General features: G+C 55.0%; 12 protein-coding genes. All 12 read left to right on the plus strand.

Translation table 11 applies throughout. The annotated features are described in order from the left end of the window. Positions 1-412: hypothetical protein (locus tag WCI03_13665; GenBank protein ID MEI8140900.1), on the plus strand; the 412-nt coding region annotated here is incomplete at its 5' end. Then, a complete protein-coding gene (gene ahbC, locus WCI03_13670) occupies positions 409-1,593 on the plus strand; it encodes a 12,18-didecarboxysiroheme deacetylase (GenBank protein ID MEI8140901.1) in 1,185 nt (394 codons plus the stop codon). The genes WCI03_13665 and ahbC, both read left to right, overlap by 4 nt. After that, positions 1,590-2,705 (plus strand): radical SAM protein, encoded by a 1,116-nt coding sequence (locus tag WCI03_13675; GenBank protein ID MEI8140902.1) that lies wholly within the window; start codon positions 1,590-1,592, stop codon positions 2,703-2,705. Before ahbC ends, WCI03_13675 begins: the two co-directional genes overlap by 4 nt. After that, the gene (locus WCI03_13680) at positions 2,686-3,018 is read left to right on the plus strand and encodes a nitrous oxide-stimulated promoter family protein (GenBank protein ID MEI8140903.1); all 333 of its coding nucleotides are present in this window, start codon (positions 2,686-2,688) and stop codon (positions 3,016-3,018) included. The genes WCI03_13675 and WCI03_13680 overlap by 20 nt, the downstream gene beginning before the upstream one ends. Next, on the plus strand, positions 3,015-4,790 hold the full coding sequence (locus WCI03_13685) for a sirohydrochlorin cobaltochelatase (GenBank protein MEI8140904.1): 1,776 nt from the start codon (positions 3,015-3,017) through the stop codon (positions 4,788-4,790). The genes WCI03_13680 and WCI03_13685 overlap by 4 nt, the downstream gene beginning before the upstream one ends. A 139-nt stretch (positions 4,791-4,929) precedes the next feature. Next, the gene (locus tag WCI03_13690; protein ID MEI8140905.1) at positions 4,930-6,000 is read left to right on the plus strand and encodes a bifunctional precorrin-2 dehydrogenase/sirohydrochlorin ferrochelatase; all 1,071 of its coding nucleotides are present in this window, start codon (positions 4,930-4,932) and stop codon (positions 5,998-6,000) included. Next, entirely contained in the window at positions 5,975-8,104 is a 2,130-nt protein-coding gene (gene hemC, locus WCI03_13695) for a hydroxymethylbilane synthase (protein ID MEI8140906.1), read from the plus strand. Before WCI03_13690 ends, hemC begins: the two co-directional genes overlap by 26 nt. Further along, on the plus strand, positions 8,101-9,090 hold the full coding sequence (gene hemB, locus WCI03_13700; protein MEI8140907.1) for a porphobilinogen synthase: 990 nt from the start codon (positions 8,101-8,103) through the stop codon (positions 9,088-9,090). The genes hemC and hemB overlap by 4 nt, the downstream gene beginning before the upstream one ends. A gap of 6 nt (positions 9,091-9,096) precedes the next feature. Further along, positions 9,097-10,365 (plus strand): glutamate-1-semialdehyde 2,1-aminomutase, encoded by a 1,269-nt coding sequence (gene hemL / locus WCI03_13705; GenBank protein MEI8140908.1) that lies wholly within the window; start codon positions 9,097-9,099, stop codon positions 10,363-10,365. Positions 10,366-10,382: 17 nt separating this feature from the next. Then, positions 10,383-11,375, plus strand: coding sequence for a helix-turn-helix domain-containing protein (locus WCI03_13710; protein ID MEI8140909.1), 993 nt, complete (start codon positions 10,383-10,385; stop codon positions 11,373-11,375). 329 nt (positions 11,376-11,704) lie between these two features. Further along, complete coding sequence (prsK, locus tag WCI03_13715; protein MEI8140910.1) at positions 11,705-13,816, plus strand: XrtA/PEP-CTERM system histidine kinase PrsK; 2,112 nt, start codon at positions 11,705-11,707, stop codon at positions 13,814-13,816. Next, a partial coding sequence (locus WCI03_13720; GenBank protein MEI8140911.1) for a sigma 54-interacting transcriptional regulator occupies positions 13,813-14,623 on the plus strand: 811 nt, incomplete at its 3' end. The genes prsK and WCI03_13720, both read left to right, overlap by 4 nt.

Consider the following 14,623-nt stretch of genomic DNA (forward strand, 5'->3'; position numbering starts at 1 on the left):
TAAAAATGTCTATGTCTACTCCATTGATGATTTGCAACTGATTGCGGCTGAGAATATAGCCAAGCGGCGCGAGGCAGTAGAGCAGGCCTGGATCATTGTCCGTCAGGGGCTGACGGAGATTTCGGAGCATTTTGAGGGGGGGGGCTTGCGGGAGGTGTTGCGCAAGTTTGATGAGCATGGGCGAGAGATCTGTGAGGCGGCGTTGAAGCGGTCGCTTGCTAAAGAACGTCTGGCCGGTTTGCCGGAACCCAGTCGTGAAGAAATACGGGAGATGGCCCGCAAGATTGTGGCCAAACTCCTGGCGGAACCACGGGAGGCGCTCAAGCGCGCGGCAAAAAAAGGTGAGTTGGATAGTTATGTGCGAGTCGTCAATGACCTGTTTGGGTTTGATAGGGAGGATATAAATAAATGATTGGAATATCTAAACTTTATTGCGGTACGGTGGAAGCATCTGACCCCCTGCGGTACGGCCGCCTGTCCAAGGATCTGCCGTCGCATTTGCTTCAGTTTTCAGCCGACAAGAAGCCTGTCGTGGTGTGGAATGTGGGGCGGCGTTGCAATTTGAGGTGCGTGCACTGCTATTCCCAGTCGCGGGATCAGAACTATCCTAATGAGCTGTCGAATGAGGAAGGGAAGCGCCTTTTGGCAGACCTGGCCGAGTTCGGTGCCCCGGTTATTTTGTTTTCCGGTGGTGAGCCCTTGATGCGTCCGGATATCTTTGAACTGATCCAGTTTGCAACCAGTCGTAAAATGAGGGCGGTCGTGTCCACGAACGGAACCCTGATCACCCCTGAAATCGCTACCCGCCTGAAAGACGCCGGGTTGTCGTATGTGGGGATCAGCCTGGATGGCATGGAGGCTACCAATGACCGCTTCCGCGGCGTCAAGGGCGCCTTCCGGATGGCGATGGATGGAGTGCAGAATTGCCTCAAGACCGGCGTCAAGGTCGGGCTGCGCTTCACCATGACCCGTGAGAACTATCGTGATGTCGGTGAGGTGCTCGATCTGATTGAGAGAGAGGGAATTCCCCGCGTTTGTTTTTATCATTTGGTCTATGCCGGACGCGGTACCAAGCTCATTCATGAAGCACGCATGTCCCATGAGGAAACGCGGAACACGGTGGACTTGATCATGGATCGCACCAAGGACTTTCATGACCGGGGTAAGAAGGTTGAGGTATTGACCGTGGATAATCACACGGATGGTCCCTATCTTTATCTGCGCCTTCTAAAGGAAGATCCCGCCCGTGCGGCGGAAGTGCTGAAACTTCTCAAAATGAATGGCGGGAACAGCAGTGGTACAGGGATCGGGTGCGTAAGCTGGGATGGCTCCGTGCATCCGGATCAATTCTGGCGCCACTATTCGTTCGGGAATGTCACCCAAAAGCCCTTCAGTAAGATTTGGACGGATACTTCCGAGCCCTTGATGGGTAAGCTGAGGGAACGGAAGAAATACCTGACAGGTCGGTGTGCCGCCTGTAAATGGCTGGATATCTGCAATGGTAATTTCCGTGTTCGCGCCGAAGCGATGACGGGTGATGTCTGGGCTCCTGAGCCTGACTGTTACCTGACTGATAAGGAGATCGGGCTATGACCGAGGATGCGCTGCGGTTGGTGTTCTGGGAACTGACAGCTCGGTGCAATCTGAAATGCTGTCACTGTCGTGCCGAGGCTTCGGATGAAGTTGTGGCGGGCGAGTTAAGCACCGAGGAAATCATCTCGGTCGCGCGTGATATCCGCAAGGCGGGCGATCCGATCATGATTCTCACTGGGGGCGAACCCCTGGTGAGAAAGGATTTCTTTGAGATTGCCGAGGCCTGCGTGGGGATGTTCAGCCGGGTTGCGCTGGCCACCAACGGCACCCTTGTGGATGACGCCATGGCGCGGCGGATTGTGGAGGTTGGGATCAAGCGGGTCAGTGTGAGTCTGGACGGCGTCAAGGCCGAGACCCATGACGCATTTCGTGGTGTGCCGGGTAGTTTTGAGGCTACGGTTCGCGGCTATGACGCCCTGGCGCGTGCCGGCGCCTCGCTTCAGGTGAATGCCACGGTGGCCAAGCATAATATCGATGAAGTCGAGGAGTTACTGAATTTTGTGCTCGCGCGAAAAGCCGACGCCTTCCACGTGTTTGCCTTGGTGCCTGTGGGGTGCGGGGCACAGATTAGCGATGATGCGCGGCTTTCCTCCAAACAAATGGAGGATTTTCTGCGGTGGCTCTTTGCGAAATCCATTGAATTGCGGGATCGCATCCACATCAAAGCCACCTGTGCCCCGCAGTACTACCGGATCATGCGTGAGGTATCGCGCGAGAAGGGGATCCCGATGCCCGGGCATGGACACGGGGCTGGACATGGTTTGGGACATGGGCATGGCGCCGGCGGCCCTGGAGCTACGAGCGGGATGCAGGCGATGACGCGCGGGTGTCTGGCCGGATCCGCTGTGTGCTTTATTTCGCGGATAGGTGATGTTCAGCCTTGCGGGTATCTTCCGCTCTGTGTGGGGAATGTCCGGAAACAACCGTTCAATGAGATCTGGCAGAGTTCGGAGGTCTTCAAGGCGTTACGGAATCCTGATCAGCTTAAAGGTAAGTGCGGTTCCTGCGGCTATCGAGTTGTCTGTGAAGGCTGTCGTGCCCGGGCCTATGCGGCCACCTCCGATTTCATGTCGGAAGATCCCGATTGTTCCTATGATCCGATTCGAACGTGAAGCCAAAACTCTCAAGGCGATGATCGGGTTGTATTGCCGGGATCATCATAAGCCGCAAGCGGAGCTTTGCGACGAGTGCAAGGCTTTGCAGGAGTATGCTTTGGCCAGGTTGGAGCGGTGCCGGTATGGCTCCGATAAGCCGAAATGTTCGGCTTGTACCACCCATTGTTACAAGCCTGACATGCGTGATACCGTCCGGGACGTCATGCGTTATGCAGGACCGCGTATGTTGGTGCGCCACCCCGTAATGGCATTGAGCCATACGATGGATGGGTTGTTGCATCATCCGAAGACCAAGGGGAAAGATCTGTGAATACAGCTGAAACCACTATTGATGCGAAATTGCTGGTGATTCTCCAGCAGGGACTTCCCCTTGTCTCCAGGCCTTTTTCAGAGATCGGGAAAGGGCTTGGATTGAGTGAGGCGGCAGTGCTGGAACGGGTTCGTTCCTTGTTTGAGACGGGAATAGCCCGTAGGTTTGGTGCGGTATTCGAATCGCGAAATCTGGGCTACCTGAGCACGCTCTGTGCGGCTGATGTACCTGCCGCTGAGTTGGAGGCGGCTGCCTCCCGGATTGCGCCACACCCCGGAATCACTCATTGCTATGAACGGGAAGGGTATCCCAATCTCTGGTTCACCATGACGGCGCCAGCGGAAGCGCTCGAGCAAGAGCTTGGGAGGGCTTCGGCGGCCTTGGGGCCTTATGAGGTTCTGAATCTGCCCGCACTAAAGAAATTCAAGATCGAGGCCGTCTTCGGGCGTCAAGAGCAGGGCGGGACTTCGAAAGCACGAGAGGGCTCGGCCCCTCAGGGGGGCCTTCCGGAGTGGGAGCGAAAGGTTGTACGACGATTACAGGCTAGCATTGAAGTAAGCGAAGATCCGTTTGGCATGCTGGCTGAAGATCTTGGAATGAAGTCTGCGGAGCTGCTCGAGTTGCTCAAACGCTGGGAGAAGGAGGGCGTTATCCGTCGTATCGGGTTGATTCTGCGCCACAGGCAGTTGGGGTTTTCCGCCAACAGTATGTGCGTCTGGAAAGTTCAAGCTGATCGGATCAGGGAGGCTGGAGAAATTTTAGCCCGGAGTCAGCATGTGACCCATTGTTATGAGCGTCCCTCGTTTGCGGCTTTCCCATATAATTTGTATGCCATGATTCATGCCAAATCACGAGAAGAGGCCATACGGATTTTCGAGCAACTGGGCGTTGATGCCGGGCTCTCCGATGGACGTATGCTGTGGTCAGTCCGTGAGTTTAAAAAATCGAGTCCGGTTTTTTTCTGTGAGCCGCGAAAAGGCATACTTTTTGCGGTCCCCGGCACCACGTGTCCGGGTGCCAAAGAGGCCTTTGATCACATCACCTCTGCCGCCACCCACCGCTTTCCCGGTGTCGAACTGTGCTGGGCTTACACATCGGCTCCGGTCCGGCGTAAACTGGCGGAGCAGGGGATTGAAGCAAAATGCCCCGGGGAGGCGTTATTGGCCTTGCAGGAAGATGGGGTGACGCAGGTCGCGGTGGTGTCCCTTCATCTCACGGATGGCATGGAATTCGGGGAACTGGCGGACACGGTGTCGGTCTTTAGCCGCCAGCCGGGAACCCGGATGAAGGTGGTGCTGGGGCGCGCCTTGATGGTCAGTGAGGCGGATTGGCTTCGGGCGCTGGCGGCCCTCTTGGCGGGGTTGCCTTCCCCTCCCGGCGATCAGAATCGTGTGATTCTGGTAGCACATGGAAGTACGGATCCACGGGCTGAAAAGACACTTATGGCGTCAGCCCAGAGTTGTCGCAAGGTTGACTCCCGACTTAGACTCGGTATGATCCTAGGCATGCCCGACCGTGATGCGGTGGTTCGTGAATGTCTGGCCGACGGCGTGCGAAAAGTCTGGTTAGTACCTTGTATGGTGGTGGCCGGGTTTACAGCGAAGGAAGACATTGCCGGGCAGAGCGAAAAATCCTGGGCAACGTCCCTGACCCGGGCGGGGATTGAAGTCGTACCTGTTATCAGGGGATTGGGTGAAATTGATGGCGTGGTGAAAATTTGGATGGATCAGGCGGATGAATTGCTGAAAAAGGCTGATGCCATTTCACCCTAAACCGATCGAGTTTGGGTAAGGATATGTTCATGTTCGTAATCGTAATCTTAATCGTAATCGTAATCGATTGCCCCGGAAAGGATTACGATTACGATTATGATTATGATTTGGAGCCGGCGTTGCCGGTACAGGAATAACAATGCGAGACGAATCCCGAATCCGTAAAACACTGCCAGTGAACCTCATGCTTGAGGGGCGTTCCTGCTTGGTTGTTGGCAGCGGCCAGATTGCGGCGCGCAAAGTGGGGCATTTACTTGAGGCGGGTGCCTCTGTAACGGTGGTTGGACCGGAGGCTTCTGAAGACATCCGGCGGTGGACGGCAGAGGGGCGTATCCAGTACAAGGCGCGCCCATTCCGGAGTTCGGATCTCAAAGGGCAGCGGGTGGTAGTGGCGGCAACAGACAGTCTGACGGTGAACGGAGAGGTGCTGCGGCTTTGTCGTCAGAAGAACATCATGTGTTCCGCAGCGGATGCGCACTGGACTGAGGCTGATTTTCTGATCCCGGCCACCTTGAGACGGCCCCACCTCACCTTAACCATTTCGACGGGAGGTGAATCCTGCCGGCGTGCTAGGTTGACCAAGGATTATCTGGCACGGCATCTGGATATACTGGGGTCCGCTGACTTGATAGTGGTATCTATCAAGCGCCCTCGACGTACAGCAAAGAGCCAGGTTATTGAGCTGGGTGCGATACTCAAGCAGATCTGGGGGATTCATGAATTTGTGATCCTGAACCGGGCGGATCGGATTGAGGTTCTGGCGGTTCTGGCATGTCAAACCAATGTTGTGGCCAAACTCATGATGGACTGTATTCGCGCGCGCTTTCCCGGACGATGTTGTGTGCAGGAAGGGGCTTCGGCGGTTGAATATGTAGCCGAAGGGCTTTGTGGTGACTCCCGTTTGCCTTCATGTTCGCGCGGCTCACGCGAGGTTCGCCCTCCATTAGAATTCTCTGTAGCGTCTCGCTCATCCCACATGGAGGGCGAACCTCGCGTGAGCCGCGTCACTGAAAAAGAAACTTTGAGAGCCGCTTTGCGCGACAGCACTCAGGTCGGGTGGGCTGGTGTTATGATGAAAGAGTGGATGGACGCCGGGCTCCGGCTGGCCGATAAAATCCGTATTGCTCGTGCTAAACCTTTAAAATCAGGGGTGAGCGGGCTTAGCAGAGAGTATCAGAGGCAGTATGAAAGCATCATCAGAAGTATTTAAAGTCGGGACCCGGTCGAGTCCGTTGGCGGTTTTACAGACCCGCGCGGTATTGGCGCAGCTTGAGGTCTGCCTGCCTGGAAGTCGCTGGGAGGCCGTAGCCATCTCGTCGCCGGGTGATCGGGATCAGGTCACCGACCTACGGCAAAGTCCGCCGGATTTTTTTACACGGGATCTGGATGACCAGGTGCGTTCGGGGGTTTTGGACTGCGCCGTGCATAGTGCCAAGGATGTGCCGGATCCCGCTGGTGAGGGGTTGGATTGGGTGTGGTTACCCTGGCACGAAGATGCCCGTGATGTGTTGATCAGGCCGGTGGGGCAGGACATGGCCAGTATGCCGGCGAATGGCCGGATAGGGGTGAGTAGCGGGCGGCGGGAAGCCTATTGTCGTGACCGCTTTCCCTTGGCAGAACAAAGTCCGATCCGGGGCACGATTGAAGAGCGATTGCGGCAGTTGGATCAAGGGGATTTTGATCTCATTGTGATGGCAGGCGCGGCCATGAACCGGCTGGGGTTGCAGAATCGCATTTCCGAGTGGATTCCCCTCAGTGTGTTACCGCCGCCAGATGGGCAGGGATTTCTCGCGATGACCTTTCGGGCGGGGGATCAACGATTCCTGCATCTGCGCCGGTTGTTTGTAAAGTCTGTGACGTTTGCGGCCGCCGGGGTGGGCTCGGCAGGGGCGTGTACTTTAGAGAGTTTGAATGCACTTAAACGATGTGACGTCTGTCTCCATGACACGTTGCTGGGTCACGATCTAATCAGCCTGTTACCTTCCACCGTGCAGTGCATCGATGTCGGCAAGCGGTGTGGTCAGCACAGTATGCCTCAGGATGAAACCACCTATCTCATCACAAGATATGCCCGCCGCGGAATGCGGGTGGTCCGGCTCAAGGGGGGAGATCCCGGGGTGTTTGGGCGATTGGCAGAAGAGGTTGAAGCACTGGATGAGCTGGGGCTTCCCTATCGGGTCATGCCCGGCGTCAGTAGCCTGAGTGCGGCCACTTCAACGACTGGTAAATTGCTGACCCGGCGCGGGGTCTCGCGTGGGTTTATCGTCATGACGCCCCGTAAGGAAGGGGGCGGAACAGGCTCGGTCAATGCGGATGAGCGACGGACCTTGCCGATCGTATTCTTTATGGCTCTGTCTGTGGCTGACGAGGTGGTGCGACAATTGATTACCGAGGGGATGTCCCCTGCGACGCAGGCGGCTGTGGTGTTCGGGGCCGGGAGTGATCAGTCTTTCTCGATCACCAGTGATCTGGCAAACATCGCGGGCTGTATCAAGGCAACAGATACTGAAATGCCGGGGTTGCTTATCGTGGGGGAGGCGGCGAAATATCAGTACCCGAATTGGGGCGCCCTGGAAGGACGGCGCGTGTTGCTGACGGCCAGTCATGCCCTGCAGGATAAGGCCGCTGATCAGGTGACTGATTATGGTGGAATTCCGGTATGTCGTCCGCTGATCAAGCTTGAAGCGACGATAGAGGCGTTATCCTGTATTCAGAAGATCGCAGACTATGATTGGGTGGTCTTGACGTCGCCTTCGGCGGTGCGGTGTTTCGGGGAGGTGCTCCGGAGTGTCTGGACGGATTTGCGGAAGGTGCCGCGACTTGTCACGTGTGGCGGGGGGACCTCTCGTGAGCTTTGGGCCTTAGGGCTCCAGGCGGACATCGAGCCATCCTCTGATTTCAGCGCCGACAGCCTGTTAAAAAAGGTTGAGCCGTTGATGGGCGCGAAGCCGCGTATTTTGCGGTTGCGATCTGACAAGGCGGGGCCAGCCCTGGCCCAGTCCCTACGGAAATTAGGCGGGATCGTGGATGACTGTGTGTTGTATCATAACCTGCCGATTCAGCAGGGAGTGAAGCCGGTTTTTGATGTGGCATTTTTCGCCAGCGCGTCGGCCGTTGAGGTATATGATCAGCAATGGGGGGCGGCTTCGCTTAAGGGCGTGTTTGTGGTTGCCATCGGGAAACCCACGTTGGCCGCGTTGACGCACTGTGGCGTTTCGGCAGATCTGGTACCTCCTGAGGCGACCGTGGAGTCCAGTCTGGAGGCGTTGGCCGGACACTTTGTGAGAGAGGTAATGGAGAGAGGCGACACATGAGTACATTTCCTGAAGTTCGATTGAGGCGGTTACGGCGGACCCCGGCGCTCAGGCGTCTGTTTGATATGCCGATGCCGGGCCCGGAAAAATTTATGTGGCCGGTCTTCATTAAGGACGGTTCCGGCATCAGTGAGCCCATCGAGGCGATGCCCGGCCAGCGGCGAATGAGCGTGGACGTGTTGCTCAAGGAGTTAGCCCGCGTGGTGGATATGGGCGTTGAAAGTATCCTGGTTTTCGGGCTGGTTGAGGGAGGCCAAAAAGATGAGTCTGGAACGGCGGCCTATGATGATTGTGGCCCAGTACAGCAGGCGATCCGCGGCATTCGCAAGGAGTTTCCCGATCTGGTGATTGCCTCGGATGTGTGTGTGTGCGCTTACACGGCGCACGGGCATTGCGGGCCACTGACCGGGACTGGGGATGTGGATAATGATGCTGCGAACAAGGTGCTGGCGAAGATGGCGGTTTCCCATGCGGCGGCGGGGGCGGATATGGTTGCGCCCAGTGCGATGATGGATGGTCAGGTAGCCAGTATCCGAAAGGCGCTTGATGCCGAAGGATTTCAGCAGACCTTGCTGATGAGTTATTCTACCAAGTTTGCCTCCAGCATGTATGGCCCCTTCCGACAGGCCGAGGAGTCGGCTCCGCAAAAAGGGGATCGGCGAAGTTACCAGGCCTCGTATGGCGACTTGCGGCAGGCCCTGCGGGAGTCGCAGATGGATGAGGCGGAGGGCGCCGATATTTTGATGCTGAAGCCCTCCCTTTTTTACCTGGATATTCTGGCCCGTCTGCGTGATCAGACGGATCTGCCCATTGCCGCTTATAATGTGAGTGGTGAGTATTCCATGCTGATCGCGGCGGCGGAACGCGGTTGGGGCGATTTGGGCGGTATGGTGCGCGAATCCACAATGGCGTTGTCCCGTGCCGGTGCGGATCTGATTATTTCTTACTGGGCTAACCGGTATGATGAAATTTTCCTGAAAGGATGACCAGCAATGACTTCCCGTGAATGGTTTGATCGAGCGACGCGTGTAATACCGGGCGGGGTGAATAGTCCTGTCCGTGCTTTTAATTCGGTGGGAGGCGATCCGCTTTACGTGGTAAGCGGTAAAGGGGCGCGCATTAAGACGGCCGACGGGGTTGAGCTGGTGGACTTTTGTGGATCCTGGGGCCCGCTGATTATGGGGCATGCCCATCCTGAAGTGATCGAGGCGATTGGTCGGGCGGCGGCCGAAGGCACCAGTTTTGGAATCAATACGCCCCGAGAAGTGGAGTTTGCTGAACGCCTCTGTGAACTTGTGCCGTCCATGAAAATGGTAAGGGCCATGAGTTCAGGGACGGAAGCCACCATGACTGCGATCCGGCTGGCGCGCGGGTTTACGGGGCGTCGGAAGATTTTGAAGTTTGATGGCGGGTATCATGGACACGCTGATTATCTCTTGGTTTCGGCGGGGAGCGGCCTTCTGACCGGTGGCATTACTTCCTCTGCGGGAGTATCGCCGACAGCGGCGGCCGAGGTGTTGGTGCCACCCTATAATGATCTCGATGCCGTGGATGAAATTGTAAGAACACAAGGCGATGAGATTGCGGCGATTATCGTTGAGCCTGTCGCGGGCAACATGGGGTTGATTCCGCCTGCGCCCGGCTTTCTTCAGGGATTGCGTAGCGCGGCAGACCGGTGTGGTGCTTTGCTCATCTTTGATGAGGTCATCACCGGGTTCAGGTTGGGGCCCACGACGTATGGGATGATGTGCGGAGTGACGCCGGATCTGACCTGTCTTGGCAAGATTATTGGGGGTGGGATGCCTGTTGGCGCGGTAGGTGGTCGCGAAGACGTGATGCGTAAACTGGCGCCGCTGGGGCCGGTGTATCAGGCGGGCACGTTGAGCGGGAATCCGGTGGCGTTGGCTGCGGGGCTGGCGACACTGTCGTTGCTTCAAAAGGAAAATCCTTATCCCCGGATGGAGAAACTCGGGCGGCGCTTGACCGAGGGGGTTAATGCTCTTGCCCGGGAGCGAGGAATCACGCTGCACTGTGCCGGATTGGGGGGCTTGTTCACGCCTTTCTTTATGCGAATGGCGCCAACCGATCTGGCGACGGTGAAACACTGTGATGCGAAGGCGTACGCAGCCTTTTTCCGAGGAATGCTAAAGGCCGGTTGCTATTTGCCACCTTCCCAGTTTGAAGTGGGTTTTGTTTCTGCAGTTCATACTGAGTCAGATATTGATTTCTTTGTGGGGTGCGCGTGTACTGCTTTGACTTAACAATAGAAAGATGATTTATGAAGATTCCTGATGCAGATAGTTTGGATCAGAAGATCTTGCAGCACCCCTTGATTTTGCAATTAGGGGAAATGGTTGCCGAAATCATGGGCCTGAGGGTTTTGGTTGTCTATCCCAATGAAGACGGGTGGAGTCAGTATTTTGTGGGAGTCAAGGATAGTACCCGGACAGAATTTTGCAGGCTGATACATTCGACCAGGGAGGGGGGCAAACATTGCAAGATGTGTCATGTCTTAATGACCACAGCCGCAAGCACGGGAGGCGAAGTTGAGCATCGATGTCATCTGGGGTGTGAAGTTCTGGTGACTCCTGTGGATGACTCTTCTTTGGGGGCAGTGGCCGTGTTGAGTTTTTGCATGTTTCCCGGGAAGGCGGCTTGGCCTGAAGTTCGGAAGCGTGGCATCGAGTTGGGGGTGGACCTGGTGGCATTACGAAAAGCTTTTTTAAAGCTACCCCAGTTGAATGAAAAGGGCCGGCGTGGGGCGCTTCAGATTATGCGGGCCTTGGGGACGGCTATTCAAGAGGTGAAGCGGAATTATGATCTTCAGCAGCAACTTCTGGCGATGCAAAAAGGTGGAGGGGCGGCGTCGATCATGAAGGAACTGATTCGGAATAGTAGTCAGAATAAACTGGCGGAAGGTGCGGAGCGAACAGATGGGGTCCCTATGTTGGTTCGTGTTGTGTGCGACTTGATTCGGCAGCGGCCTGATTTGCCGCTATCTGTCAAAGAGCTTGCCACCGTTGCCCGGTTGACTCCCAATCATTTCACATCCTTGTTTCACCGCCATACAGGTCAGATTTTTACCGAGTACCTTTCGAATGAGCGGCTCAAGCGGGCCAAGCAATATCTGGTTGATCTGACTCTAAGCATCAATGAAGTGGCGCGCCTGGTAGGCTATGACGATCCGAGTTACTTTACGCGATGGTTTCGTCAACACGCAGGGGCATCCCCGCGCGAATGGCGAGAAAAACGCCCCGCGGAAGCCTCCTGAAACTCGAACTTTGAATCCTGGCCTGATCATGACGTAGTGTCGGAATTCTTTACAAATGCTTTCATTTCAGGCGCCTTTATACAGGTGTTGTGGTGTGAATATATTCAGTATAAGCATCTTGTTACAAATGTGATATGACCGAGTGTCTGGAAAGTTTACAACTAGTGGCATGACATATGCTTAGCAAGGCAAGGAACTGTAAGTATTTGTAAAGAAATCTGAATGATGTCATTTTATATATAGCGCGGGGGGGCGAATAAGGGTAAGGATTTGCTCAGGGTATTGTCCTGTGAGTAAAAATTGACCTGACGGGAAAGGATGCCTTGAACGTGCAATGTTTCTTCTCGTTTATCGCGGCAATGGTCGCTGTTGCTGTGAGTGTTTTTGCGCTCTATCGTCAACCGAAACGATCACGGGTAGGAATTGCCTTTGTCTTGGGAATGACGTTCCTGGGGGGGGAAAGCCTTCTGGCCGGGTTGAGCGCCTCTGCATTTCTATTGCCGGAGGTGTTAATCTGGCAGCGGTGGCGTCTTCTTGTGATGGCATTATTACCGGGATGCTGGCTTCTCTTTAGTCTGACTTATGGGCGGGGGAATGAAAGAGAGTTTGTGGTTCGATGGAGGGCCATCCTTGTCGGGGCATTTATCCTGCCTATTGGAGTGGTCGCTCTGTCGTGGAATGAGTTGTTGAGCGGTGAGGCTGGGGCCGGCCCGAACGCCATGTGGATGTTGTCGCTTGCCCAATCCGGTGTTCTCCTTAATGTCCTTTTCATTGTGGGGGGCGTTCTCTGCTTGATGAACTTGGAATCCACGCTGCGGGAGTCGAGGGGAATCATGCGCTGGCGGGTCAAGTACATGATTCTGGGTGTGGGCATTCTGTTTGTGGTGCGGTGCTACACATCTATCCAGACCGTCCTATATTCTTCCATCAATGTGGATCTGACCGGTCTGGACGCAGGTGCGCTGATGATTGGTGGCGTATTCATGTCTGTGGCATTAAGTCGGGGTTCTCTGGGAGCGGTGGATTTGTATCCGTCATATAGGCCCCTTTTTGGTTCGCTGACTGTGATTGTGGCGGGTGCGTACCTGCTCTTGGTGGGGTTGCTTGCCGAAGCGGTTGCCTATTTACAGGTGGGGAATTCCTTTCCTTTACAAGCATTTCTGGTCCTGGTGGGGATGAGCGGGGTAACCATTGTTCTCTTGTCCGACCGGTTACGGCAGCGTACGAAGCGCTTTATCAGTCACCATCTTCATAGGCCCCAGTATGACTATCGCCGAGTGTGGTCGAAATTTACAGAACGAACCGCTTCGCTCACCGATCCGTTTGAGTTCTGCCGGGAGGTAACCCGACTCATTTCGGAGACCTTAGAGGTGCTTTCGGTGACCATCTGGTTGGTCGATGAGCATAGGCACACATTTTCCCTTGGCGGGTCTACCTCGCTCTCTGAAGGGGATGCCCGGACTTTAATTGGAGAGGGGAAGTTAGGCACCAGTGCGGTGCGGGTACTTCGTGAGAATGTCTATCCGACAGCCGTTCTTGAGGTGACTGGGGAACTTGGCGTGGTACTTCAGCAATTGTCCCGAAAGAAATTTGAGAAAGGGGGCGACTATTATTTTCTGACTCTGGCGACGAGGGATGAAGTCCTTGGAGTTCTGATAATGGGAGACCGGGTCAGTGGACTTCCCTTCACGATCGAGGAGTTTGATTTGATTCGAACTATCGGGAATCAGATCGTAGCGATTTTGTTGAGTATTAAGTTGTCCAGCCGACTCGGGGAAGCCCAGAAACTGAAGGCATTTCAGTCCATGTCTGCCTTTTTTGTGCATGATTTGAAGAATACGGCCTCCACGTTGTCGCTCATGCTTCAAAATCTGCCAAAACATTTCGATGATCCGGAATTCAGGCAGGATGCGTTGCGAGCGATATCGAAGAGTGTAGATAAAATCAATGCACTGATCCTGCGGCTGAGTTGTCTCAGGCAGAAACTGGATGTTAAGCCTGTACTTGCCGACCTCAATATCGTAGTCCAGAGTACGCTGGCGGGATTGGTCGGGTGCGGACCGGACATGGTGGCCACGGAACTGAATTTGATTCCCCTGACAATGGTCGATGCTGAACAGATGCAAAAAGTGATTACTAATCTTGTCCTAAATGCACGTGATGCGTTAGGGACCGAGGGCAAGATCAGCATCCAAACGGAAAGGGTTGGGCGAGGGGTTGTATTGTCCGTATCTGACAACGGATGTGGGATGACTCCGGAATTTATGGAGCAGTCCCTGTTCCGTCCCTTTCAGACAACGAAACAGGAAGGTTTAGGGATAGGGCTGTTTCACTGCAAAATGATTGTCGATGCGCATCACGGAAAAATCGAGGTTGAAAGTCAAATAGGTATCGGAACCACATTTCGTGTGTTTCTTCCGGTGCCGGGAGAAAAGCCATGAAACCGAAACTGCTGATAGTGGATGATCAGGAAGATATTCGGACGCAGATGAAGTGGGCTTTGGTCGAGGACTATGAAGTCTCATTAGCTGGCGATCGTTCCGCTGCCATGGCCCTGATGGAGGAAGTGCATCCGCCTGTTGTACTGCTTGATCTGGGGCTTCCGCCATATCCGGGTGATACGGTGGAAGGGTTTCTGGTGCTCGGTGAAATGCTCGCGCAGGATCCTTTGGTAAAAGTGATTGTCATTACGGGGCAAGGCGAGCGGGATAATGCTGTCAAAGCTATTGGCGAAAGGGCCTACGATTTCTTGAGTAAGCCGATAGAAACCGACGAGTTAAAGATCATCTTGAAGCGTGCTTTCTATCTGGCCCATCTCGAGCGCGAATCGATGGCCCTTCGGGATCAGGTAGGGGACGAAGGCTTTGAAGGGATGTTGGGCACAAGTGTTCAAATGCAGCAAGTGTTTACGGCCATTCGTAAAGTGGCCACAACGGATGCGCCGGTACTATTACTTGGGGAGAGTGGCACCGGGAAAGAAATGGCTGCCATGGCCGTGCACCGGCGGAGTTCACGGGGAGAGGGCCCATTTATTGCCATTAATTGCAGCGCAATTCCTGAAACATTGCTGGAGAGTGAGCTATTCGGGCACGAAAAAGGATCATTCACGGGAGCCCATATCCAGCGGAAGGGGCGTATCGAAATGGCTGCCGGCGGGACACTATTCTTGGATGAGATAGGTGAATTGCCCAGTGCCATTCAAGTGAAATTGCTTCGATTTCTCCAGGAGCAACGTATTGAACGGGTGG

This window comes from bacterium (genome assembly GCA_037143175.1).
In the GTDB taxonomy this organism is placed as follows: Bacteria; Verrucomicrobiota; Kiritimatiellia; order CAIKKV01; family CAITUY01; genus JAABPW01.

Bases quoted from the DNA above. Each gene is read 5' to 3' on its own strand.
- hemL (MEI8140908.1), top strand. From the start codon at position 9,097: ATGACTTCCCGTGAATGGTTTGATCGAGCGACGCGTGTAATACCGGGC.
- hemC (MEI8140906.1), top strand. From the start codon at position 5,975: ATGAAAGCATCATCAGAAGTATTTAAAGTCGGGACCCGGTCGAGTCCG.
- WCI03_13675 (MEI8140902.1), top strand. From the start codon at position 1,590: ATGACCGAGGATGCGCTGCGGTTGGTGTTCTGGGAACTGACAGCTCGG.
- hemB (MEI8140907.1), top strand. From the start codon at position 8,101: ATGAGTACATTTCCTGAAGTTCGATTGAGGCGGTTACGGCGGACCCCG.
- WCI03_13710 (MEI8140909.1), top strand. From the start codon at position 10,383: ATGAAGATTCCTGATGCAGATAGTTTGGATCAGAAGATCTTGCAGCAC.
- WCI03_13690 (MEI8140905.1), top strand. From the start codon at position 4,930: ATGCGAGACGAATCCCGAATCCGTAAAACACTGCCAGTGAACCTCATG.
- ahbC (MEI8140901.1), top strand. From the start codon at position 409: ATGATTGGAATATCTAAACTTTATTGCGGTACGGTGGAAGCATCTGAC.
- WCI03_13680 (MEI8140903.1), top strand. From the start codon at position 2,686: ATGATCCGATTCGAACGTGAAGCCAAAACTCTCAAGGCGATGATCGGG.